Raw genomic sequence first — 25088 nt, forward strand, 5'->3', positions numbered from 1 at the left:
ACCGTTGATCACCTGCATTTCCGGTCCCCTCTGACGTGCCGACTGGAGGTGATGACGGGCGGAAAAAGGGCTTCGCATGTTTGAGCCCGAAGGGCGAGTTTGCGAAGACCCCGCCCGGCATCGCCGGAAGGAGGGAACCCCCGAAGGGGGCGCGGCAGCGGGGCACGCTTTCTTGCCTACTTCTTTGTCGTGCAACAAAGAAGTAGGTCGGCCGCCGGGCCGAGACCCGGCCAATGTGACACCCCATACTGGAAAGCCCCACAACCCGCCACCAACACCTCTCAAGACAACCACCGCTTCCTTCGCCGGTAATGCTTCACCTCCCGGAAACTCTTCCGCCCCTCGGACGACAGCCCCAGATAAAACTCCTTCACATCCTCGTTGGTCCGGAGGTCGGCGGCCTCCCCCTCCATCACCACCCGGCCGTTCTCCAGGATGTAACCGAAATCCGCATAGCGCAGCGCCACCATCGTGTTCTGCTCGGCCAGCAAAAAGCTCACGTTCTCCTTGCTGTTCAGATCCTTCACGATCTCGAAAATCTCCTCGACGATCTGCGGGGCGAGGCCCATGGAAGGCTCGTCGAGCAGGATCATCTCGGGCTTGGCCATCAGCGCGCGGCCGATGGCGCACATCTGCTGCTCACCGCCGGAGGTATAGCCGGCCTGCGAGCTGCGACGGGTCTTGAGACGCGGAAAATAAGCGTAGACCTTGTCGAGGCTTTCTTTCAGTTCGGCACGACTCTGGCTGCGGGTGTAGGCGCCGGTGAGGAGGTTCTCCTCGATCGAAAGGTGGCCAAAACAATGGCGCCCTTCCATCACCTGGATCACGCCCTGGCGCACCAGGTCGGCGGGGGTCAGCTGGTCGATCCGGCTGCCCTTGAACTCGACGCTGCCCTTGGTCACGTCACCGCGCTCGGCGCGCAGCAGGTTGGAAATCGACTTGAGGGTCGTGCTCTTGCCGGCGCCGTTGGCACCCAGCAGGGCCACGATCTTGCCCTTGGGCACCTGCAGCGACACGCCCTTGAGCACGAGGATGACGTGGTCGTAGATGACCTCGATATTGTTGATGCTGAGGTAAGACATGGCGGCCATTCCCTTGTGGGCGTCTTGTAGGGGCGACTTCAGTCGCCCGCCTTTTAGTTGATCAACCACCGCGAGGGCGACTGAAGTCGCCCCTACAGGTCACGCGGGAGCCGACGCCCAGCCGGCTCCCGCCCCGATCAGCTTTCCTTGGAACAGTCGCGGGGCTTGATGCCCTTTTCCTTGGCGTAGGCGGCGGCCGACTCTTCGATCATGCCGCGCACCAGCGGACGGTCGGACTCCACCCAGTCGGTGATGGCCTTCCACTGGGTGCCGTCCCATTGCTGGAACTTCACCTTGCCCGGGCCTTCGTGATCGGCACAGGTGATCTTCAGCGGCGGCATGAAGCCGGTGGCGCCGAGGGCCTTCAGGCGGGCATCGTCGAGGTTGAGGTTTTCGAGGCCCCAGCGCATCTGCTCGCCGGTGAGGGACTTGCCCTTGCCGAATTTTTCCTGGGCCTTGCGGATGCCTTCGACGGTGATGATGCCGTGCACCACGCCGCGGTTGTAATACACCGAGCCGATGCGCGACTTGTCTTCCATGTTGCCCTTGTCCTTGCCGTACACGTGCTTCTTGATGTCGGCCACGACCGGGTAGTTCGCGCCGGCCACGTTGAAGCCCGCGGCCACGAAGCCCTTGGCTGCGGCACCGGCCGGAACGGTGTCCTCTTCGGCGCCGGACCACCACACGCCGATCAGCTTCTCACGCGGGTAGCCGGTCTTGGCGGCCGCCTTGATCGCCGTCGGGTTCATCACGCCCCAGCCCCACAGCACCACGTAGTCGGGCTTGGCCTGGCGGATCTGCAGCCACTGGGATTGCTGCTCGTTACCCGGATGGGCCACGGCGATCTTGATCACTTCGAAGCCGTGCTTGGCCGCCAGCTTGTCCATGATCGCGTGGGATTCCTTGCCGTAGGCGGAGTCGTGATAGAGCAGGCCGATCTTTTTGCCCTTCAGCTTGTCCATGCCGCCTTCCTTCTGGCCCATGTAATTCACGATGGCAGAGGCTTGCGACCAGTAGGTCGTGATCATCGGGAAGACCCACGGGAAGACCCGGCCGTCGGCGGCGTCGGTGCGGCCGTAGCCGATGGTCACCATCGGGATCTTGTCCTGGGCCACCTTCTCGAGCACCGAGTAGGTAATGCCGGTGGACACGGGCTGGAACAGGGTGTTGCCGGTGCTGCCCTTCTTCTTGAGACGCTCGTAGCACTCAACGCCGCGGGCGTTGTTGTATTCGGTTTCGCACTCTTCCCAGGTGAGCTTGACGCCATTTACGCCGCCGTCGCGCTCGTTGATGAGCTGCATGTAGTCGATCCAGCCGCCAAAGATGCCGACGCCGCCCGCCGCGTAGGGGCCGACCCGGTAGCTCGGCAGGCCGATGAACTGCTCCTCGGCAGCGCTTGTGACGGAAGAGGCCAGCAGGCCGGCCATGGCCGCGCCCAGCAGAACGGTTTGCTTCAGTTTCATGTTTTGTCTCCTCTTGTAGGTATGGGTGCTACACGCGGGGCGGCAAACCGCCGGGCATTTTTCAGTGCGGGAAGGGCCACAGGCGCAGCTTCTCCTTGGCGATCTGCCACAGTCGGGCCAGGCCGTGGGGCTCGACGATCAGGAAGAAGATGATCAGGCCGCCGAACACGATGAGCTGGAAGTTGGACACAAAGCCCGCCCCCAGCGAATCGCCGAAGATCATCGGCACGAAGTTATCGAGAAAGATCGGCAGCAGCACGATGAAGGCCGCCCCCAGGAAGGAACCCATGATCGAACCGACCCCGCCGATGATGATCATGAACAAAATTTTGAAGGACAGGTCGAGGTTGAAGCCTTCGGGCTCGACGGTACCGATGTAGGTGTAGGCATACAGCGCGCCGGCCACGCCGCAGTAGAAGGAACTCACCGCAAAGGCCAGCAGCTTGGTGCGCATCAGGCGAAAGCCGATCACCTGCGCCGCAACGTCCATGTCACGCACCGCCATCCAGGCCCGGCCGGTGGATGAGCGCACCATGTTCTTGGCCAACAGCGCCATGAAGGCGACGATCAGGAAGGTGAGCACGTACTTGGCTTCGGGCGTTGCGAAGGTGTAGCCGAGAATGGTCACATCCTGCGCGGTCACCACGCCCGACGACGAGTTGTTGGAGAACCACGGAAACTTGACCAGCGCCCACACGATGAAGAACTGCGCCGCCAGAGTGGCCACCGCCAGATAGAAGCCCTTGATGCGCAAACTGGGCAGCCCGAACAGGATTCCCACCGCCGCAGCCGTGAGCCCCGCCAGCACCAGCGCGACCAGGAAGGGCATGCCCTCGATGCGCAGGATGAAGTTGTAGGCCGCAAAGGCCCCCACCGCCATGAAGGCCGCCGAACCCAGCGACAACTGCCCGGCATAGCCGGTAAGGATGTTGAGCCCCAGCGCCGCCAGCGAAAAGATCAGCACCGGAATCAGGATGGCCTTGAGCCAGTACTCGCTGGCCAGGAAGGGCACGGCCACGCCGAACACCAGCATCAGCAGCCAGAACCCGATCCTGTCCTGGCGAATCGGGAAGATCTGGGCATCTTCGGCATAACTGGCCTTGAACTGGCCGGCTTCACGGTAAAGCATGGTGGTTTACTCCTTCGCCGCTCGGGCGGGTGCCGGGGATGGGCGGGTTATTCCTGTATTGAATTCTGCTGTCGGGTTACGCCCTGCGGGCCAGCCCGACCTACCGAGGCTTACACGCGGTCAATGTGCTTCTCGCCGAACAGCCCTTCCGGCCGCACCAGCAGGAAGGCCAGCGCCAGCATGTAGGGGAACCAGCCTTCGATGCCGCCACCAACAAAGGGGCCCACGTAAACTTCGGCCAGCTTCTCGGAGGCACCGATGATCAGGCCGCCGACGATCGCGCCGGGCACCGAGGTGAAACCGCCCAGAATCAGCACCGGCAGGGCCTTGAGCGCCGTAAAGGTGAGGGCAAACTGCACGCCGTTGCGGGCGCCCCAGATCATCCCGGCCACCAGCGCCACGAAGCCGGCCACCGCCCACACCACGCGCCAGATGGTTTGCAGCGGAATGCCGATGGACAGCGCCGCCTGGTGGTCGTCCGCCACGGCGCGCAGCGCCCGGCCCACCTTGGTGTATTGGAACAGCAGGGCCAGCAGGGCCACCAGCGAGGCGGCGACACCGGCAGCAAAAAGGTCGAACTTGGAAACGCCGATCTCGTAGTTGTCCATCAGCCAGGCGATGGGCTCATCGACGATGCCCAGATCCAGTCCGCGCACCGTGGCGCCCCAGGTCATCTGGGCAATGCCCTCGATCACGTAGGTGAGGCCGATGGTGGCCATGAACAGCGTGATGTGCGGCTGGTTCACCAGCGGCCGCAGCACGATGCGCTCGGTGGCGACGCCAAGCACGATCATCGCCAGGAAGGCCAGCAAAAAGGCCAGCCAGAACACGATGCTGCTGTCCGCCTCCATCCCCAGCCAGCCGGGCAGGACTTCCTGGAAGCCGACGAAGGTCAGCGCAGCGAAGAACACCATCGCCCCCTGGGCAAAGTTGAACACGCCCGAGGCCTTGTAGATCAGCACAAAGCCGAGGGCCACCAGCGCGTACATCACGCCCGACAGCAGCCCGCCAACCAGCACTTCAATGAAAAACTGCATGTCTCTCTCCTCTGCGGCACATCGGACTGGATTGCCCGCAGCCGCTTCTGCTGTCGTTCGATGTCGGGTTACGCTGGGCTAACCCGACCTACGGTGTTGCAACCACCGGACCCAGAAGTAGGTCGGGTTGGCCCACCGGGCGTAACCCGACACCCCGCGCTCAGTGCGACGTGCCCAGATAGGCCTTGATCACTTCGGGGTTGTTCTTCACTTCTTCCGGCTCGCCGTCGCCGATCTTCTTGCCGTAGTCCAGCACCACCACGCGGTCCGAGATGTCCATCACCACGCCCATGTCGTGCTCGATGAGCACGATGGTGGTGCCGTAGTGGTCATTCACGTCGAGGATGAAGCGGCACATGTCCTGCTTTTCCTCCACGTTCATGCCGGCCATCGGCTCGTCCAGCAGCAGGATGTGCGGCTCGGCGGCCAGCGCGCGGGCCAGCTCGACGCGTTTTTGCAGGCCATAGGGCAGGCGGCCGACGGGCGTCTTGCGGATGCTCTGGATTTCGAGGAACTCGATGACTTCCTCGACCTTGATGCGGTGGGCGATTTCCTCTTTCTGCGCGGCGCCCCAGTACAGGGCGTGCTGCAGAAAATTGCACTTCATCCGGAGGTTGCGCCCGGTCATGATGTTGTCGAGCACCGTCATGCCCTTGAACAGCGCAATGTTCTGGAAGGTGCGGGCAATGCCCTGCTCGGCCGCCTCGTGGGGCTCGAGCTTCTTGCGCAGCGCGCCCTTGAAGAAGATCTGCCCTTCCTGTGGGTGATAGACGCCGTTGATCACGTTGAGCATCGAGCTCTTGCCGGCGCCGTTGGGGCCGATGATGGAGCGGATTTCATGCTCCTTCACGTCAAAGCTGATGTCGGTCAGCGCCTTCACGCCGCCGAAACGCAGGGAAATGTTCTGCAGGTCGACGATCACGCCGCCAATTTTTCTGGCCATGGGGTCGGTCTCCGTCGGTCAGGCGGCTTTCCGCGGCTGGGGCGGAAAAGTCCTGGCATCTTCGAGGCGCAGATCGGCGGACACCTTGTTGGTGCGGCCGTCCTCGTAGGTCACCTGGGTTTCGATGAACTGGTTCTTCTTGCCGGTGTACAGCGCGTCGATCAGTTCGGCGTATTTCTCGGCCACGAAGTTGCGGCGCACCTTGCGGGTCCGGGTCAGCTCGCCATCGTCGGCATCGAGTTCCTTGTGCAGGATCAGGAAGCGCTTGATCTGCGATTCGCTCATCTTCGGGTCGGACGCCAGATCGGCATTGACCTGCTCGATGCACTCGCGAATCAGCTCATACACCTGGGGCTGGCTGGCCAGATCGGTGTAGCCGGAATAGGCCATGCCGCGCCGCTCGGACCAGTTGCCCACGGCTTCCAGGTCGATGTTCACGAAGGCGGTGACGTAATCGCGGCCGTTGCCAAAGCACACCACTTCCTTGATGTGCTGGAAGAACTTGAGCTTGTTCTCGATGTAGTTGGGGGCAAACATGCCGCCACCGGTGAGCTTGCCCACGTCCTTGGCCCGGTCGATGATCTTGAGGTGGCCGTCCTCGTCGAAGAAGCCCGCGTCGCCGGTCATGAAGTAGCCGTCGGCGTTGATCGATTCGGCGGTGGCGTCGGGGCGCTTGTAGTAGGCCTTGAGCAGCATCGGGCCGCGCACCAGGATTTCGCCGTTGTCGGCCAGCTTCACCTCCACGTTGGGCGCCGGTGTGCCCACCGAATCCAGCTTGATCTGGCGATCCGGCTGCAGGCACACGTAGGCGCAGGTTTCGGTCTGGCCGTAGAGCTGCTTGAGGTTGATGCCGATCGAGCGGTAGAAACGGAACAGATCAGGCCCGATGGCCGCGCCGGCGGTATAGGCCACGCGCACCCGGCTGAGGCCGAGCACGTTTTTAAGCGGGCCGTAGATCAGCGCATTGCCGATGGCGTACTGCAGGCGATCACCGGCCGACACGGGCTTGCCGTCCAGCAGGTCGGCCCCGCAGCGCCGGGCCACGTCCATGAAGTGTTGAAAAACCTTGCGCTTGATCGACGTGGCATCTTCCATGCGGATCATCACCTGCGTGAGCAGGTTTTCGAAGACCCGCGGCGGCGCAAAGTAATACGTGGGGCCGATTTCCCGCAGATCGCCCATCACCGTCTCGCCCGATTCCGGGCAATTGATGGTGAAACCCGCCACCAGCGCCTGGGCGTAGGAGAACAGGTGATCGCCCACCCAGGCCATCGGCAGGTAGGAAAGGATGTCGTCCTGGTCGGTCAGCTGGTCAAAGCTGCAGCCGCCGCGGGCCGCGGCGATGAAGGCCGCGTGGGTCTGACAGACGCCCTTGGGCTTGCCGGTGGTGCCCGAGGTGTAGAGCATGACCGAAACGTCGTCCGGGCTGCCCTTGTCGATCTCGTTGCCGAGAAAATCGGGGTGGTGGCTGTCGTGGATGCGGCCCATTTCGAGCACTTCATCAAGGCCGTGCAGGAAGGTCTGGTTGTAATGACGCAGGCCGCGCGGGTCGTCGTAGATCACGTGTTCAAGGAGCGGCAGGCCGTCCTTGATCTCGAGCATCTTGTCCACCTGCTCCTGGTCTTCCACGCAGGCGAAGCGGATTTCCGCATCCTCCATCACGTAGGCCATTTCCTGGGCCACGGCATCCTGGTACATCATCACCGGAATACCGCCCAGGCACTGACAGGCCGCCACCGACCAGTACAGCCGCGGCCGGTTGTCACCCACCACGGCCAGGCGGTCGCCGCGCTTGAAACCCAGCTCGGCCAGGCCGCTGGCAATCGACCGCACCCGCGCGGCAACATCCGCCCAGGTGTAGGTCTGCCAGATACCGTATTCCTTCTCGCGCATTGCCGGCCGCGTGGGCCGCTGCCGCGCATGCTGCATCAGCAGGCGCGGAAAAGTATCCAGGCCGGCCGTGTCTGCGGCTGTATCTCGGACATCCGACATACCCCCTCCTCCAGTCTTGTCTCGCATCGTGTCTGCGACTTCTTCCGGCAAACCCCTTGGAGCTTTGCCCGCGGCCGCAGATTGTCTTTTTGCTGGAGGCCAGTCTCGCAAACCATGTTTGCTCAACTGTTTTTCAAATGTAGGGAATTGTGATCAGGACACTTCGGTGAAGGGGGACGAGAGGCACGAACGGGCCATCCCCAAAAAAGCAAAAGCCCCTCACGGGGCCACGACATCACACAAGGCGCATTGCCGGCCTTCTGGCTACGCCGTTCAGGCGTCGCGTCAGGCCGGCAGCGTCATTGAACGGTATTCAGTTGGTGCCCTCTCCGCCTACCGGGCCGAGCCGCGTGCGGATGTCGCTCCACTGGGTCCAGGCCGAACCGTAGTACTCCGACGCATACGCACCGGAACCGCTGTAATAGCCGCGGTCATCCTTCATCATGTCGGTCCGAACGGGGCCCTGCATGCCCGACGCGGTCGGTTCCATGTATTCATAGACGTCGCCGGTGCGATGCAGCTTCATGCCGTCGCTCAGCTCCTGAAGGCTGTCATACAGACTGTGGTCGGCCGCTTGGGCGGTGGCCAGCGGGGCAAGGGCGAGGATGCTTCCAGTCAGGAAGCCGGCGCCGATTTTAACCAAGAGACCCTTTTTCATTTTGCCCTCCTGCTACGTTTTCTCTCCTAGAAAAAAATGGTGAAACCAGCTTCAGGAAGACCCCTGCGCAACCGGTTCCCGCTGCGTGAGCGATCAACGCTGCATCGCCGACACGCTGTGAACCTGCCGGACACGGCCCCTTGAAAAAACCGGCTGCATCCGACTTGTCCACATCTTCATAATAGTCGACGGATTTTGTCGGAAAAGAAAAAAGTCACGAAAAAACGCTGCCGCCACAGACCTATTCGGCCAATGCCGTGAGGCTCCCGGCCGGCCGATCCGGCGGCACCACGTCGTCCAGCGCCAGCAGGGCCAGCACGCCGGCAACGAGGTCGCGATGGGCCAGCGGCGTATTGCCGTACCACTGGCCCAGATAGCTGCGCAGGCTGCTGCGGGCGTCGCCCGGATCGAGATTCATGTAGCTCAGGGCCTGCCAGTTTTCGGGGTTGCGCTCGAACAGCGGCAGCAACAGGTTTGCCAGCACCTCGTTTTTCTGGCGCAGGTAGGGGTTGCGGCGCAGCGCGTCCTCGTTGTCGCGCAGCCAGGTGGCCAGCGGCGCCTCGGGCGGCAGCCGGCGGTGGCCTTCGGCGATCAGCAGGTCGAAAAAGGCGCGCAAACGCACCGCCTCCGCCTGCCACTGCGGCCCCGGCGGGGCCTGCTCCCAGCGCTGCGCCAGGTTTTTCAGCGTGAACAGCGAGGCGGTTTCACACAGGGTTTCCTCGAACCACTGGTTGTCGTGGGCGCTCACGTGGGCGTCGTAGTTCGACAGCACGTGGCACAGTTCATGGGCAAACTCATACGCGTAAAGGTGCCAGTTTTCGCCTTGGGCATGCAGGCGGATGCGGTATTCGCCGTGGCTGCCCCGGCCGTATTCCGCCACCGGCGGGCCGTCGGTGTGGGTCACCACGATGGGCGCCTTCAGCCGGCCGGGCAGGCGCGACAACATTTCATCCGCGACCGAATAAAGCACGGTCTCGATGGCATCCTTGCGCGCCCTCCCCCAGCCTCCGCCCTGCACCTGGATGCTCAGGCCCAGCTTGCGGGTGCCGGATTTTTTCGCCACCGTCTCGCCGCCCGTATCGGCATAGGCCAGCGAACACACCACCGACGCCAGGATGAACGGCAGCCGCATGCCGCGCCGCAGCCAGTCCGCCGTGGCGCCATGCCGGAACGCAAAACGCTTTCGTTTGTTCATGCGAACAAAAGCCCCGAAGACTGCCGCGCCGGGCATCGGCGCGCCGCCAGCCCCTCGTTTCATGATAGATCGGGGACGGGGAATGCCAAGGCAAGCGTCAGCGGATCAGCACATCGAGCTGCTCGCGAAACTGGCGCTTGAGGTGCTCGATGTCGGCGTAGCCGGTATGAAAATGGCCCAGCCCGTCCAGTTTTTTCTTGAACGCCAGCAGGCTCACGATTTCATCGGTGATCTCGCCCGTCTTCACGTCGGCGTTCTTGAAGTAGGTGTAGATCCACGGCTTGCCGGTTGCCAGAAACTGGTGGTGGGCGGTGTCGAATTCTTCCTCGGTGAATTTGCCGGTCTTGGTGAAAAACAGGCTGACGAACACATCGCATTCACGCACCGCCCGGTTGTATTCGTCCTGCAGCCGGGTGTCGGACATGGCGTCGAGAAAATGCTCCCAGCGGACAACCTTCAGATACACGCCGCGCTCCAGAAAACGGTCATTCTGCTGGCGGATGAACAGGTCGAAGGCATCCCGTTCGCCCTTCAGTTCGGATGACGAGGCCAGGAAGATCCTGATCGTGCGCGGCGCAGCAAGGCCCGGACCGGCCTCGAGTTGAAGGCCGTCGAGCAGCGCCAGCACCTTGACCATTTCGAGGTCCACTTCGCAGCGGATCTCCGGAATCCCGCGCTCCTTGTATTTCAACAAGATCTTGCGGTCGAAGAATCCGGGCGCAGGCGATCTGGCGCAGGTGGAGCAATTGCACGGAATGCGCTTTTCCACCTTGTCGCGCAGGCCATGAAAGGAATCGTTGAGCGCATCCAGCTCGGCGGCCACCACGCTCAGCAGCTCCTTGCGTTCGGCCCCGCGGGCGCGCAGTTCGATCTCGCCGCCTTTGGGCAGGATTTCCACCAGCACGTGCGAGCCGTCCCGCTCGAACAGCGCACCGGTGCGCCAGGCCTTGTCGGGGTCGGCCACAAAACGGTTCAGGCGCACGATCAGCCGGCTGACGAGCCCCTTCGGCATGAAGTCGTAGCGGTAGCGCAGCACCAGGTCGGCGCCGGGGCTTGCAGCCGGCAGCGCGGCGGGCCGGGCGGCCGGCAGCAATTGCGGCGCCAGCCAGGCCTCCGGCCGGTGGTCGGCGAGCGGGTAGCACAGCTCGAAGCGCTGCATCAGCGCCAGCAGTTCCAGGTGCATGTCGGCGTAAGCCGCATCGCCCCACAGGCGCAGGCAGTCGGCCCAGCCAAAACGGCCGCAGGCGCCCTTCACCGCTTCATCGTCGAGAATCCGGAACACCGCCGTGGTGGCCCACTGGTTCTGCAGGATGACCGCGCCGGCCAGACGGGGCTCGTCCTGAAAATGCAGGAAGACGCCGAGGTCATGGAAGTACTGGCTCAGGTGCAAGGCCTTGGTCCGGTCGAAAGGCAGGTGCCGTGCGTACAGATCGAAATACGCCTGCTGCGTGATGTGCGGTGACCGGGCCGCCGCCGCTTCGATCGCCTCCCGCACCTTGATCCACCTGGCGGGCAGCTCGTCGCCGATATGGCCCAGTTGGCCGGCATGAAACTCGATGGCCGCGCGCAGGGCATCCGCCCCGTCGGCAAACTCCAGGTTGCCCGAGTAGCTGCCCTGCACATTGTCGAAGCGCCCCTTGATGCCGCCCAGGTCGATGCCCTTGCTGCGCCCGCCCTTCTCGTTCTGGAAGATCAGCACCGGGCTGTGGTCGCCAAACAGGTCGATCAGCTCCAGCGGGTATTTGAAGCCGTCGTCCTGCACCGACTTGTCGTCCTTGCGGGTGTCGTCCACCAGCACGTAAAGGGAGCGGCGGGTCAGGAAGAACTGGTGGGTGGCGTGGTAGATCTCCTGGCCGCCGAAATCCCACACGTTGAGGCGAAAGCGCCGGCCATTGGGCAGCGTGAAGTCGTGGCGGTGAATGTCGATGCCGTGGGTGCTCTCGCTCTCCGCCGGTAAAGGCGCCTCCGGCTGGTAGAGCCGGCGCAGCAAGCTGGTCTTGCCGGCGCCGCCCTCGCCAAGAATCAGCAATTTGGCTTCGTAGAGGTAATCCACCTCCCCGGCGTCGCGCTCGCGAAAATAGTTGAGGATGGCCTCATTGCCTTGCTGGACGACTTCCGGCGGCGGCGTGGTCAGGGGGCAGCCGTAGACAAAAATGCCGTTCTGACGCGGCTCCGCGGTCCACAAAACCGGGTAGCCCGCCTCGATCAGGGGGCGCAGCGCCGTGAGATCACACAGCGCCGAGTTCGTCAGAATCAATCTGCGCAGCTGCTTCAAACCAACCAGCGGAAACAGCTCCTGAATCCGCGTATCCCTTGCGACGAATTCCTGCAGGTTGGCAAGGCCGGCCAGCGGCGACACATCGACAACCTGTGTTCCCGATACGTTCAAGGACCGCAGCGCCGTGTTGCCGGCAATCGGAGCAAGATCGGCAAGCTGACTGTTGGCCTGCCCGGCGGCCTGCCGCCCCTCGCGGGACACACCCACTTCCGGCCACGGAAACACGTGGGAATCGGACAGATTGAGGTGCCGCAGCCAGCTCAGCTCGCGGATTTCCGGCGGAATCGCCGTCAAGCCGCACAGGCCCAGATCGAGAAAGGGATCCCGGTTTTTCTTGTTGGCGGCGATCAGGCTCTGCGCAAGTTCAGACATGGCTACGGACCCAGGAAAAAAGACACGACTGCGCGTGAGCACATCCACGCCCAAAAAAACGCGCCAGCGATGATTGTAATTTGCAATGGCGGAAGACGTGATTCCCCGCCCCGGCCGCGCGCGCGGCCCGACAAGGGCATCCCGACACCAGACGGTGTCTGGCCACATCCATCGAAAAAACAAGGGCATATACCAATTGGATAAACCCTTCTGGCCCGAATATTTTTCCTGCTCCGACAGTGCGACTTCGCACACCCGGCCCCGGCCCGGAGCGCGTTATCATCGGGGCCGGTGAGGCTCATGCCACACATTTTTACCTACCATTCCGGCATTTCGATGATGACTTTCCCTTTCCGCCGCACACTCGTTGCGCTGGCCCTGTGCCTGCCCTGCGTGTCCGCCACCCTCGCCGCCAACGAGCCTGTCGGGCCGGAAGTGCGCATCGAAGCGGCCATCAATGCCGCCCAGGCCGTGGTGCAGCAGGGGCCCCGCGACATCGCGCTGGGCGACCAGGGCGTGCTCAGGCTGCCGGACGGCTTCGGCTTCATCCCCAAGGCCGAGGCCGAAGCGATGATGGCCGCACAGGGCAACCACGCCGGGCCGGGTTTCATGGGGCTGGTCGTGGGCCCGGACCTGCAGGGCTTCCTGGCGGTGGAGTTTTCGGCCGCCGGCTACGTGAAGGATGAAGACGCCCGCGAGTGGGATGCCGCGGACATGCTGGACAAGCTCAAGGAAGGCACCGAGGCGGCCAACGAAGAGCGCCGCCGGCGCGGCCTGTCGGAATTCAGCGTGGTCGGCTGGGTCGAGGTACCGAGCTACGATCCGGCCACCCACCGGCTGGTGTGGTCGGTGGCCGCCCGGCCCAAGGAGCCCCGCGTGGGCGGTGACGGGGTGAACTACAACACCTACATGCTCGGCCGCGAAGGCTATTTTTCGATGAACCTCGTCACCAGCATGGATCGTGTCGAGCTGGAAAAACCCGTTGCGCGGGAAATCCTGGCGGCCCTGAGCTTCAACGAAGGCAAACGCTACACCGACTTCAACGCCGCCACCGACCGCATGGCCGAATACGGCCTGGCTGCGCTGGTTGGCGGCCTTGCGGCCAAAAAGCTGGGCCTGCTGGCCACCGCGGGCATTTTCATCGCCAAGTTCTGGAAGATCGGCCTGCTGGCCATGGCCGGCGCCGGTGCGGGTGCCGGCACATGGCTGAAGCGCAAGAAGAATGCAGACTGAGCCCGCCGGATATAGGCCGGCTTTCCGGCCCGCAACACCCTTGATGAAACTCCTCCTGCTTCTTCTTGGCGGCGCCAAGTTCGGCAAGCTGCTGACCACCGGCGGCACGATGCTGATCTCGGTGGGCGCCTATGCCCTGATCTGGGGCTGGCGCTACGCCGCCGGCTTTGTCGCGCTGCTGTTCTGCCACGAGATGGGCCATTACCTTGCCGCGCGGCAACGCGGCCTGAAGGTGGGCGTGCCAACTTTCATTCCCTTCGTCGGCGCATGGATCGAGCTCAAGGAGCAGCCCATGAACGCCGAAACCGAAGCCTACGTGGCCATGGCCGGCCCCCTCGCCGGCACCGCGGCATCGCTGGCCTGCTACCTGCTGGCCCGCTCGGAAGGCAGCAACCTGCTGCTGGCAATCAGCTATTCGGGCTTCTTCCTCAACCTGTTCAACCTGATCCCGGTGCCGCCGCTGGACGGCGGACGCATGACCGGCGTGGTCTCGCGCAAGTTCTGGCTGCTTGGCGCGCCGGTGCTGGTCGGCATATTCATGTGGCGGCCCAGCCCGATGCTGATCCTCGTCGCGCTGCTGGCCGCGCCGCATGTCCTCAAGGCCTTCCGGGGCACGGGCGGCGAGGCGCCCGGCTACTACGACACCCCGCCGGGCAAACGCATCGAATACGCCCTGCTCTACCTCGGGCTCACGGCCTATCTGGCCGTGATGAGCCACGAGGTGCATGAAATGCTGGGCGCCATCCGCCAGGGCGGATAGCCCGCCCGCTCAGCTCGGGTCGGTCATGACGCCGGGCGTCGTTGCCAGCAAGCGGACCCGCTTGAACTGACCCTCCGCCGTGCGGATCTCGGCCATCAACTGCAGGCGGTTGGTGCCCAGCTCACGCCAGGTGGGCACCATGGCCAGCTCGGCGTACTCGTTGAAGCCCTCGACTTCCTGGGACGCCACCACGGTCGGCATCTCGCCGGCCTTTACCCGCAGCCACTGCACGACCACCCGCGTCAGCACCGTATCGCCATCGCTGCGGATGACGATCACCCGGTACGGGCCACTGTCCTTGCTCTGCACCCAGCGCCCGACCAGCGTCACCGACTGGACGTCCGCCGGAATCGACAGCTTCAGCTCGGGCAGCTTGGGCTTTTCAGCCGGTTTTTCTGCCAGAACCGGCGTGGCTATTGCCGTTGCCGGTGCCTGTGGCGCAGCCCCGACCTGGGCCCAGGCCCCCGGCACGACGAAAGCCAGGGCCAGTGCTGCCGCCCCGCAGGATCGCGCCCACCTGGCGCGGGCTGCCGGCCGAGCCGGCCACGAGAGTTCTAAGCCATTCATCTGTCTGTTCCTCGAAACGCATCGTCATTCCGTCACCGCTCGGCAGGAGGCCCAACACCATCAGCGGACGGCCATTCTTGCCACAAAGATTTTTGCGGCCCGACATTATGGAGGCAGTCGGGAGGCACCGGGCAAGTCTGCCCGGCCTTGCCACACATTACGCCCGCCCCTGTTTCATCCGCATGGATCCTGGAGGATGATGAACAAATGCCGCAGTGCGGCAAAACCCCGGCCAGCCCCCGCACCTTGCCTCTTTTGGCCGATTCCGTTCCCGCGACCTGATCACGAGGAGAATCCCATGCCTGTCCTTGCCCTCAACCCGCGCCAGCTCAAGGCGCCCTGGCTCGCCACCCTCGCAAGCCTCGGCGTGCTCGCCGCAGCCTTCCCTGCCCACGCCGCGCCGCCGCTGCCCGCACTGAACATCGACATCAGCCAGACCTCCATCTCCGGCATCTCGTCGGGCGGCTTCATGACCGTGCAGTTCCAGCTGGCCCACTCCTCGATCGTAAAGGGCGTTGGCGTGGTGGCCGGCGGGCCGTTCAATTGCTCGAAGGCGGACGTCTTGCGCGCCGTTTCGAGCTGCTCCTGCACCGGCGAACCCAGCGTGCCCTGCGCCGTTTCCGAAACCAGCACCGACGTGCCTTCGCTGGTTGCCGGCACCGAAGAGATGGCCGGCAAAGGCCTCATCGACCCGACCCGCAATCTGGCCGGCCACCGCATCCTCACCGTCGCCGGCACCAAAGACACTCTCGTCCCGCCCCCGATCGCCCGCCAGTTGTCGGCCTTCTACACCGCACTGGGCGTGCCCGGGGCCAACCTCTCGCCGGTCAGCCTGCCCAACGCCGGGCACACCATGCCGACGCAAAACTACGGCATCGCCTGCGGTCTCGAGAAGGAACCCTATATCGGCAAATGCGCCTACGACAGCGCCCGTGAAATCCTCGGCTGGACCTACGGCAAACTCACGGCCGCCGGCAGCAAGCCCGCCGGCAAGTTCATCCAGTTCGACCAGCGGGCCTACATTCCGGCCCGCAGCGCCGGCGCCTTCAGCTGGAGCACTGGCCTCGACACCACCGGCTGGGCTTACGTGCCCGACACCTGCGCCAGGGGCGAAAAGTGCCGCGTCCACATCGCGCTGCACGGCTGCAAGCAGGGCCAGAGCTACCTCCCCCTCACCCCGCCCCCGGGCGGCGGCCTTTACAACGGCACCACCTTCGTCAAGAACACCGGCTACGACCGCTGGGCCGACAAGAATCACCTGGTCATCCTCTACCCCCAGGCCGTCTCCATCCCCTTCCGCAACCCTAACGGCTGCTGGGACTGGTGGGGCTACACCGGCACCGACTACGCCACCAAAAACGCCGTTCAGATCAGGACGCTGCGGGCGATGGTGGATGGGCTGGCCGCCGGCGCAAAGTAGATCCGTCGCGCCCCAATGACAAACGGCGCCGAGGCGCCGTCCCAGACTGCTGACAAAGCCGCCGGGGGCTTGGTTTTTTATAATCCTAGAAACGGCAGTTGGACGCGCCTGCAGGTGCGTCTGGGCGGGTGTCTGGCGCGAAGCCGAGGCCCCCCGAGGGGGCAGCAAGAAAGCTTGGGGCGGCCCGGCGCTTTCTTGCGACAACGCGGCAGGCTGATGCCTGCAAGGCGGAGCGACAAAGCCAGGCGCCCGCACAGGCGTGCCAGCGGGCGTGTAGCGCGCTCACCCTCCGGTTGAGCGTCGGCGAAGGCACCAAAGCGCGTGCTCATGCGGCTCTTGAGCTTACGAAAAGCAGTCAGCTGCCGTTTCTAGGATCATCGTTAGTCGGCCCTGAACAATCAGCCCGCCCCTTTCCCGACGCGGGCTGAACGCCCCTGAGGCCTTGCCGAATCCTCCAGTCTCCAGTGCAATCGCATTTACTTTCTGGAAGATTTGGAGCGCAGGTTTTCAATGACCACCCCGGACTTTTTCCGCGCCCGTCTCGACGCGATGATCGATCTGCGTCACCCGCTGGCCGTGCTGACCACCCGAATGCCGTGGGCCGAGATCGAATCGGCGCTAGCGCCATGCTTTTCCCGCCAGGACCGCCAGGAACGTCCGATCGAGGGCCTGGATCTGTTTGGCCCGACCTTGCAGATGGCGGGTGCAGGCACCAGCGCAGCGGGTCGCCAGCGCTTGCCGATCCGGCTGATGGTCGGGCTGCTGTATTTGAAGCACGCGTTCGGCGAGAGCGACGAGAGCGTCGTTCAACGGTGGGCCGAGAACCCCTATTGGCAGTTCTTTTGCGGCGGTGAGTATTTCGAGACCCGGCTGCCCTGCGACCCGAGCGGCCTGACGCGTTTCCGTCGTGCGCTGGGGGATGCAGGCGTGGAAGAACTCCTGGCCAAGACTATCGAAACCGCGGTGTCGATGAAGGCCATTGCCCCGAAGGACCTGGAGCGGGTCATCGTCGATTCCACGGTGCAGGAGAAGGCCATCGCCTTTCCCACCGACAGCCGGCTACTCGACGTGGCCCGGCGCAAGCTGGTGCTGATCGCCAAACGGTCTGGCGTGGTGCTGCGCCAGACCTTCGAGAAGGAAGGCCGCAGTCTCAAGCGACGAGCCGGTGGCTACGCCCACGCCAAACAGTACCGGCGCCTGCGCCGGGTGCTCAAGCGCCAACGGACGATCCTGGGCCGGGTCATGCGTGACCTGGAACGCCGTTTGCCGACGCTGGCTGACGGCATGAAGGAGATCGCCACCCTGTGGCTCGAGCGGGCCCGACGCATTCACACCCAGCGGCCCAAGGACAAGAACAAGCTCTACGCCCTGCACGCACCCGAAGTCGAGTGCATCGGCAAGGGCAAGGCCCGCCAGCCCTACGAGTTCGGGGTCAAGGTGGGTATCGCCACCACCGAGAAAGGCAACCTGATCGTGGGCGCCCGGGCCTTTCCCGGCAATCCCTACGACGGTCATACCCTCACCGAACAGATCGAGCAGGCGACGATTCTGATGCAGGAAGTCCAGGGCACCCCGAAGCCTCACACCGCCATTGTTGATCTGGGCTATCGGGGGGTTGAAGTGCCGGGAGTCGAGATCATCCACCGCGGCCGGATCAAGAGTCTGAGCGCCAAGGCCCGCCGTCTGCTCAAACGCCGTCAGGCGGTGGAGCCCGTGATCGGGCACCTGAAGGACGACTGTGGGCTACGGCGGAACTGGCTGAAAGGATCGGAAGGAGATGTGTTGCACCCGGTGCTATGTGCTGCCGGGTACAACCTGCGCTGGCTGATGCGGGCCATTGCCCGGCTGGGGCTGAAGGCCCTTTTTGCGCTCTGGCTTCTGGTCGGGATGCGTGGGCGACTGGTCAGCGACGAGGGGTCATGGCCACCGGGCAGGCGGCGGAGGGCGGCGAATTGAATATTTCAGGACCGACTCGTTATACGGCGGGATTCGCTGCGAAGTGCGAGTTCTTCGAGGTGCCCTATACATCATACCATTCCACACAACTCTTCTTGCATAATTTGGCGCTCGCCCAGTGCTTCGAGTAACCCTACAAATCAGTCTGGTATACCTTGTGCTTGCACCAAGTCCTCTATCAATAGGAGCATGGTCATGAATCACGAGGAGGCTTGGGCAATGAACGAGTTTGGCGAGGCTCAGATAGGTGACAAACGCTTGACCAAGCGCCTGGTCAAGCTGGCGGATCGGCTCGGTGATGCACCTTCTGCGAGCATTCCGGGCGCCTGCAATGGGCGTGCGGAGACGCAGGCAGCCTATCGGTTTCTGGATCAGGCGAGCGCAGCGAAACGGGGGCTGGGTTGGGAGCCTGTGCTGGCCCCTCACATGGCGCGTACCGAGGCCCGCATGGCCGAGTACGCGGTCGTCTTGTGCCTGCAAGACACGACCGAACTGGATTTCAACGGGCAGGCCATCGATGGGCTGGGCCGTTTGTCCTACGCGGCACAGCGCGGCATGTACCTGCACCCGACCTACGCAGTGACGCCGCAGCGCCTGCCGCTGGGTATCCTCGACGCCTGGATGTGGGCGCGGCCGCTTGACACGATGGAGAGCCGGCGCTGGATCGAGGGCTACGAGCGGCTGGCGGAGCGGGCCGGGCACTTGCCAGCCACGCGGCTGGTCTATGTCGCGGATCGTGAAGCGGACATTCTCGAATTGATGCAGCGCGCCCACGCCCTGGCGCATCCGGTCGACTACCTTCTGCGCGCCCGGCACAACCGCTGCCTGCCGCAGGGCGGGAAGCTGTGGGAGACCACGCTGGCGAGCGCGCCCTTGGGCGAAGTCAGCTTCACCCTGCCTGCGCGCCCCCGCCAGAGCGCCCGCGCGGTCAGCCAGACGCTTCACGTGTGCTCGGTGCCCTTGCCGGATGGCCAGGGTGGCACGCTGGTGGTGACGTGCCTGATCGCGCGCGAAGCGGGCACGCCCGCGGGGCACAAACCCATCGAATGGCGGCTGCTGACCAATCGGCGCATCACGAACCTGGCCGAGGCCGCCGAGTTGATCGGCTGGTATCGCTGCCGGTGGGAAATCGAGACCCTGTTTCACGTGCTCAAGAACGGCTGCCGTGTCGAGGCGCTGCAACTGGGGGAGATCAAGAAGCTGGAGGTGGCCTTGGCGATCTATCTGGTCGTCGCCTGGCGTTTGGCGCACCTGGTGCGGCTGGCGCGAGATCAACCCGACCTGCCCGCCAGCGAGGTGTTTGACCGGATCGAATGGCAGGCCGCCTGGCTGCTGGCCGAAAAGGCCCCGCCCAAGAAGACGCCGACCGTGCGCGAAGTCGTTCGCCGCATCGCCATGCTCGGCGGCTTCCTAGCCCGCAAGGGCGACGGCGAGCCGGGCGTCAAGACGCTCTGGCAGGGCTTTGCCCGAGTCAGCAGCTTCGTCAGGGGCGTTGAGACGATGCGCGCGAATCATGCATCGTGAGTTGTGTGGAATGGTATGCCTATACATGGACCCCGACGGCACCTTCGGGGAAGAACATCAGCCGCGCGACATTTCATCCGCCAGCAGACTCCGCCACCGCCTGAAGCTCGACACGCTGACGCCTTACGGGCGCAAAACGCCTCAGCCTCCAAGCCACTGGCAGCAAACCCCTGAGCTGCCAGAAGACTGTGGCGTCCAGCCTGCCAAGTGTCGAGATTTCTTACAGTCTCGATCGACCACATCCACAGAATCTAACGCAATCAAGCATTTATATCATTTGCATGAAAGTTGCTTGGGGGGAACGTCCCGTTGTGGACAGCCTGAGGAGGGTTTCCTCATTCAATTTCGTGGGAGCGGTCGCATGAAAATATTCGTAGCGCTGGCGGTGCTGGCAGCGTCGGTGTCACCCGCATTCGGAGCGGCGGTCAAACTAAATATCATTCAAGTCTGCGACGATGCCGGGAGCAACTGCGCGCCCGTCAACCTCAACCAGACCTTCACCGACAAGATTTGGGCCCAGACCGGGACAACGTTTAATTACAGCTCAATTACCCAATTGAACAGCACCGCGTACCTGAATCCGACGCAGACCGAAGCGAACTCGCTCATTGACTCTTATTTTGGAACAGGGCGGGCCCTATTTGCCTATGATGTCTGGTTCGTCAATTCATTCTCTGGCGTCCCCGGATTGCGGGGGCTGGGCGCCTTGGGAGGTGATGGAGTTGTCATCTCGAGCTCTTCTGCGGCAGTCGATACGCTGGCTCATGAACTGGGTCACAACTTTGGTCAAGACCACACAGCAGCGTCAGTGCTCGACGCCAGCCGATACCTGATGGCCAGTGGGTCAATTCGCAGCATACCAACTGGCACAGGCGACGTCGCTCCGGATGGACTCCAACTCGACCGACTCAATGCAATTGTTCCAGAGGTGACGGTCGACATGATTGGCGCCACGCCATTCCAAAGCAGCGATTTTTTCGACGTCAAGTATTTGTCAGGTGCTGCGACGGATTTGGGCCTGAGTTCATTGACAATTAACCTCGCTCCGGCAAATGCGTTCTTTGACATTACCAACGCCGCCCCCGGCAGGTCTGGCTCCCCATTTGCGTACGGTCGGCTCAGCGGCGTGACCGCACAAGACATTGCAATATCAGGTCTTACGGATGGCAGTTCACTGCTGAGGATGGATTTTGCGACTGACTCATTTACTGCAGGCGATGCCCTATCCTTTGGACTAGACATGGACTTATTCAGTAACGTTGACGGGTTCGGCGCCACTGCTGATGAGCTGCGGGAGTCTGAAGTCACGCTAACGTTTGAAAATGGATATTCGGTTGCCGGTGATCTGTCCACGCTGATCCTGTCATCGCAATTTGATCCCAATCGCAATCTGGACATCATTACATCCCGCCGTGGCGACCCAATCGCAGCAAATGTCGTACCTTCGCCGTCGACGACTTCACTGCTTGGACTTGGTCTTGCGATGCTCGGCGGCTTCCGATTGCGTTTCGCCCGATCAATCACATGAAAACTTCTTCATTCTTTTTGATTCTCGCAGCGGCAGCCTCCTTCGCGACCACCCCAGTGCTCGGCAAGGGGGCGGGCACGCCCGGCGCGACTGTAGACAAGAATAGTGGCGTAACCGCTGACCCTGACTGGATCCCCTGCATCCGTGATCCAAACCGGGACAAGCTGAAGCACTGCTCGGAAGAGTACAGACTTTGCAGAGAATCAGGACAGGATTCCGTTGCGTGCTTGAATGCAGAGTATTCCACTCTTACGCCCGCATCCAAACCATCAAAGGACGAATACACAGCCTGTCGCGCCGCCGGACATGACGAAGTCAGATGCGCGGAAATACTGAACGATCGCAAGGAATTAAAACGCTGGCGCGCACGCTGACTTTCCCATTTGGGCCACGCCATCCCATGAATTTCATGCGCAGTGAATCAAGCGCGCCCGTTTGAACCTAGAAACGGCAGCTGGACGCGCCTGATTGGTGCGTCTGGGCTGGCGTCTGGCGAAGCGACAAAGTACGGCTTGGCGCTCGCGGGCTTCGGAGCCGGATCAGGATGGACCGCTTGCAGACAAACAGTGAGCTACTGTTCCAGATCGAAAACGGCGCCCGAAAGCGCCGTTTTTTCTGCCAGCGCCCTTTCTCCGGGGCTCTGCTCTAGCCTTACATGCTGCGCCGATACTGGCCACCCACGTCGTACAGCGCCGTGGTGATCTGCCCCAGCGAGCAGTACTTCACCGCCTCCACCAGCACCGCAAAAACGTTGCCGTTTTCGATGACGGTTTGCTGCAGTTTGGCCAGCCACTGAGGAGCCTGGGCGGCGTTGCGGGTCTGGAAGTCGGAGAGGCGGGTGAGCTGACCCTGCTTTTCGTCCTCGCTGGAGCGGGCCAGTTCGATGTCCTGCTGAGCCATGCCCTTCGGGTTGAGGAAGGTATTCACGCCGATGATCGGGTAGGAGCCGTCGTGCTTCTTGTGCTCGTAGTAGAGCGACTCTTCCTGGATCTTGCCGCGCTGGAAGCCGGTTTCCATGGCGCCGAGCACGCCGCCGCGGGAGCTGATGGCTTCGAATTCCTTGAGCACCGCTTCTTCGACGAGATCGGTGAGTTCGTCGATGATGAACGCGCCCTGGTTGGGGTTCTCGTTTTTGGCGAGGCCCCATTCGCGGTTGATGATCAGCTGGATCGCCATCGCGCGGCGCACGGACTCCTCGGTCGGCGTGGTGATCGCTTCGTCGTAGGCGTTGGTGTGCAGCGAGTTGCAGTTGTCGTAAATGGCGATCAGCGCCTGCAGCGTGGTGCGGATGTCGTTGAAGTCCATTTCCTGGGCATGCAGCGAACGGCCGGAAGTCTGGATGTGGTACTTCAGCTTCTGGCTGCGCTCGTTGGCGCCGTACTTGTTCTTCATCGCCACGGCCCAGATGCGGCGGGCGACGCGACCGATCACGGAGTATTCCGGGTCCATGCCGTTGCTGAAGAAGAAGCTCAGGTTGGGCGCGAAATCATCGATCTGCATGCCGCGGGCCAGGTAGCTTTCCACGTAGGTGAAGCCGTTGGACAGCGTGAAGGCGAGCTGGCTGATCGGGTTGGCGCCGGCTTCGGCGATGTGATAGCCGGAGATCGACACCGAGTAGAAGTTCTGCACCTGGTTATGGACAAAGAACTCCTGGATGTCGCCCATCATCTTGAGGGCGAATTCGGTGCTGAAGATGCAGGTGTTCTGGCCCTGGTCTTCCTTCAGGATGTCGGCCTGCACGGTGCCGCGCACGCTGGACAGGGTCCATTCGCGGATCTTCTGGATCTCGTCGTCGGTCGGCTCGCGGCCGTTCTGGGCGCGGAACTTGACCAGTTGCTGCTCGAGCGCGGTGTTGAAGAACATCGCCAGGATGATCGGCGCCGGGCCGTTGATGGTCATCGACACGGAGGTGGTCGGGTTGACCAGCTCGAAGCCGTCGTAGAGCACCTTCATGTCATCGAGGGTGGCGATGGACACGCCGGAGTTGCCGATCTTGCCGTAGATGTCCGGACGCGGATCGGGGTCGCAACCGTAGAGCGTGACCGAGTCGAAGGCGGTGGAGAGGCGGTGCGCGGGCATGCCTTCCGAAACCTTCTTGAAGCGGCGGTTGGTGCGGAAGGCATCGCCTTCGCCGGCGAACATCCGGGTGGGATCTTCACCTTCGCGCTTGAAGGCGAACACGCCGGCGGTGTAGGGGAAGGAGCCGGGGACGTTTTCCTTCATCAGGAAACGCAGGGTTTCGCCGTCGTCTTCGAAGCGCGGCAGGGCCACCTTGCGGATCTTGCTGCCGGAGAGCGATTCGGAGGTAAGGACGGTGCGAATTTCCTTGTCGCGGATCTTCACGACGTATTCATCGGCCGCGTAAAGCTCGACGGTCTTCGGCCACATGTCGAGGAGCTTCCTGGAGCTGCCGGTCAGTTCGCCGTCCTTCCATTCGATCAGCTCGTCAAAGGAGCCGGCGTCTTTCTTGCAGCCTTCGAACAGGTTCTTGGAGATGCGCAGGGCCTGGCGTTCGCGGGCCACGCGGGCCTGAGCGGCAGTGTGCTTGTGGTAGCCGCGCACCGCGTCGGCGATTTCGGCAAGGTAGCGGACGCGTTCGGCGGGCACGATGGCGCGGCCGCGGCTCGATGCCTTGACGCCCACCAGCGGCAGCTTGGCCTTGGACAGCTTGAGGCCCTTGGCGGCCAGCGCCGGGGCGAGGGCCTGGAACAGCGCGGTCACGCCGTCGTCGTTGAAGCGGGCGGCCATGGTGCCGAACACCGGCATTTCGTCGGTGTTGGTGTTGAACAGCTCGCGGTTGCGCTGGTATTGCTTACGCACATCACGCAGCGCGTCTTCGGCGCCCTTGCGGTCGAACTTGTTGATCGCCACGAAATCGGCGAAGTCGAGCATGTCGATCTTCTCGAGCTGGCTGGCGGCGCCGAACTCGGGGGTCATCACGTAAAGCGAGACATCGACGAAGGGCACGATGGCGGCGTCGCCCTGGCCGATGCCGGAGGTCTCGACGATCACCATGTCGAAGCCGGCCAGGCGGGTGGCGGCGATGACTTCGGGCAGCGCCACGGAGACTTCCTTGCCGGTGTCGCGGGTGGCCAGGGAGCGCATGAAGATGTTCGGGTGCTCGATGGCATTCATGCGGATGCGGTCGCCCAGGAGCGCGCCGCCGGTGCGTTTGCGCGACGGGTCGATGGAGATGATCGCCAGCTTGATCTTGTCTTCCTGGTCGAGGCGGAAGCGACGCACCAGTTCGTCGGTGAGGCTGGATTTGCCTGCGCCGCCGGTGCCGGTGATGCCGAGGGCCGGCACCTTGAGGCCCTTGGCCGCTTCGATCAGCGCAGTCTTGACTTCGTCGCCGTAAACACCGTTTTCAAGGCCGGTGATGACGCGGGCCAGCGCACGGCGGTCGCCCGACTTGAGCGCGGCGATGATGGTGTCGGCGCCCTTGGGCACGGCACCGGAAAGATCCTGGTCGCAACGCTCGACGAGGTCGTTGATCATGCCCTGCAGGCCCAGCACCGCGCCGTCTTCGGGCGAATAGATGCGGGTGACGCCGTATTCCTGGAGTTCCTTGATCTCGGCCGGCACGATCACGCCGCCGCCGCCGCCGAAGACCTTGATGTTCTCGCCGCCGTTTTCGCGCAGCAGGTCGATCATGTATTTGAAGAACTCGACGTGACCGCCCTGGTAGGACGTGATCGCAATGCCCTGCACATCTTCCTGCAGCGCGGCATTGACGATCTCGCCTACCGAACGGTTGTGCCCGAGGTGGATCACCTCGGAGCCGGTGGATTGAAGAATCCGCCGCATGATGTTGATCGACGCATCGTGGCCGTCGAAAAGCGCCGCAGCAGTGACGAAACGCACCTTGTTCTTGGGCTTGTAAGCGACGAGTTTCTTGGCAACGCTCAGGTCGGTCATGGTTGTCTCCCCCACATCATGTTTATCAGTCCC

General features: G+C 63.2%; 18 protein-coding genes. 7 read left to right on the forward strand and 11 right to left on the reverse strand.

From position 1 onward, the window contains the following. Positions 1-281 precede the first annotated feature (281 nt). The 9 genes from Q1W26_RS08030 to Q1W26_RS08070 form a co-directional block, all read right to left on the reverse strand. Positions 282-1091: an ABC transporter ATP-binding protein gene (locus tag Q1W26_RS08030; protein ID WP_300438231.1), complete on the reverse strand. Its 810-nt coding sequence runs from the start codon at positions 1089-1091 to the stop codon at positions 282-284. Between the two features lie 128 nt (positions 1092-1219). Beyond that, entirely contained in the window at positions 1220-2545 is a 1326-nt protein-coding gene (locus Q1W26_RS08035; protein ID WP_300438233.1) for an ABC transporter substrate-binding protein, read from the reverse strand. A 61-nt stretch (positions 2546-2606) separates the two neighbouring features. Then, positions 2607-3674 (reverse strand): branched-chain amino acid ABC transporter permease, encoded by a 1068-nt coding sequence (locus tag Q1W26_RS08040; RefSeq protein ID WP_300438234.1) that lies wholly within the window; start codon positions 3672-3674, stop codon positions 2607-2609. Between the two features lie 110 nt (positions 3675-3784). Further along, positions 3785-4711 carry a branched-chain amino acid ABC transporter permease gene (locus Q1W26_RS08045; RefSeq protein ID WP_300438235.1) on the reverse strand — a complete coding sequence of 309 codons (927 nt, stop codon included), beginning with the start codon at positions 4709-4711 and terminating at the stop codon, positions 3785-3787. A 160-nt stretch (positions 4712-4871) separates the two neighbouring features. Then, positions 4872-5654, reverse strand: a complete 783-nt coding sequence (locus tag Q1W26_RS08050; protein ID WP_300438237.1) for an ABC transporter ATP-binding protein — start codon at positions 5652-5654, stop codon at positions 4872-4874. A gap of 18 nt (positions 5655-5672) precedes the next feature. After that, complete coding sequence (locus tag Q1W26_RS08055) at positions 5673-7646, reverse strand: AMP-binding protein (RefSeq protein ID WP_300438240.1); 1974 nt, start codon at positions 7644-7646, stop codon at positions 5673-5675. 313 nt (positions 7647-7959) lie between these two features. Beyond that, positions 7960-8304, reverse strand: a complete 345-nt coding sequence (locus Q1W26_RS08060; protein ID WP_300438242.1) for a hypothetical protein — start codon at positions 8302-8304, stop codon at positions 7960-7962. A 241-nt stretch (positions 8305-8545) separates the two neighbouring features. Further along, the gene (locus tag Q1W26_RS08065) at positions 8546-9499 is read right to left on the reverse strand and encodes a hypothetical protein (RefSeq protein ID WP_300438244.1); all 954 of its coding nucleotides are present in this window, start codon (positions 9497-9499) and stop codon (positions 8546-8548) included. Positions 9500-9596: 97 nt separating this feature from the next. Continuing rightward, the gene (locus tag Q1W26_RS08070; RefSeq protein WP_300438245.1) at positions 9597-12149 is read right to left on the reverse strand and encodes a COR domain-containing protein; all 2553 of its coding nucleotides are present in this window, start codon (positions 12147-12149) and stop codon (positions 9597-9599) included. Positions 12150-12449: 300 nt separating this feature from the next. Between Q1W26_RS08070 and Q1W26_RS08075 the strand changes: the two genes are divergently transcribed. Further along, a complete protein-coding gene (locus Q1W26_RS08075) occupies positions 12450-13382 on the forward strand; it encodes a DUF2167 domain-containing protein (protein ID WP_300438247.1) in 933 nt (310 codons plus the stop codon). 43 nt (positions 13383-13425) lie between these two features. Continuing rightward, positions 13426-14142: a site-2 protease family protein gene (locus tag Q1W26_RS08080; RefSeq protein ID WP_300438249.1), complete on the forward strand. Its 717-nt coding sequence runs from the start codon at positions 13426-13428 to the stop codon at positions 14140-14142. A gap of 9 nt (positions 14143-14151) precedes the next feature. On the opposite strand, the gene Q1W26_RS08085 is transcribed toward Q1W26_RS08080, so the two are convergent. After that, positions 14152-14709 (reverse strand): hypothetical protein, encoded by a 558-nt coding sequence (locus Q1W26_RS08085; protein WP_300438251.1) that lies wholly within the window; start codon positions 14707-14709, stop codon positions 14152-14154. Between the two features lie 298 nt (positions 14710-15007). Here Q1W26_RS08085 and Q1W26_RS08090 point away from each other — a divergent pair, with 298 nt between their 5' ends. From Q1W26_RS08090 to Q1W26_RS08110, 5 genes are all read left to right on the forward strand, one after another. Beyond that, on the forward strand, positions 15008-16129 hold the full coding sequence (locus Q1W26_RS08090; RefSeq protein ID WP_300438253.1) for a poly(3-hydroxybutyrate) depolymerase: 1122 nt from the start codon (positions 15008-15010) through the stop codon (positions 16127-16129). 510 nt (positions 16130-16639) lie between these two features. Then, a complete protein-coding gene (locus Q1W26_RS08095) occupies positions 16640-18085 on the forward strand; it encodes an IS5 family transposase (RefSeq protein WP_300438255.1) in 1446 nt (481 codons plus the stop codon). A gap of 219 nt (positions 18086-18304) precedes the next feature. Next, positions 18305-19609: an IS4 family transposase gene (locus Q1W26_RS08100; RefSeq protein ID WP_300438567.1), complete on the forward strand. Its 1305-nt coding sequence runs from the start codon at positions 18305-18307 to the stop codon at positions 19607-19609. Positions 19610-19970: 361 nt separating this feature from the next. Next, on the forward strand, positions 19971-21137 hold the full coding sequence (locus tag Q1W26_RS08105) for a reprolysin-like metallopeptidase (protein ID WP_300438257.1): 1167 nt from the start codon (positions 19971-19973) through the stop codon (positions 21135-21137). Next, on the forward strand, positions 21134-21511 hold the full coding sequence (locus tag Q1W26_RS08110; protein WP_300438259.1) for a hypothetical protein: 378 nt from the start codon (positions 21134-21136) through the stop codon (positions 21509-21511). Before Q1W26_RS08105 ends, Q1W26_RS08110 begins: the two co-directional genes overlap by 4 nt. Positions 21512-21788: 277 nt before the next feature. Here Q1W26_RS08110 and icmF read toward each other — a convergent pair whose 3' ends face one another. Then, entirely contained in the window at positions 21789-25055 is a 3267-nt protein-coding gene (icmF, locus tag Q1W26_RS08115; RefSeq protein WP_300438261.1) for a fused isobutyryl-CoA mutase/GTPase IcmF, read from the reverse strand. Positions 25056-25088 lie beyond the last annotated feature (33 nt).

Origin of the sequence: Zoogloea sp. (assembly GCF_030157465.1) — a bacterium.
Taxonomy (GTDB): domain Bacteria; phylum Pseudomonadota; class Gammaproteobacteria; order Burkholderiales; family Rhodocyclaceae; genus Zoogloea.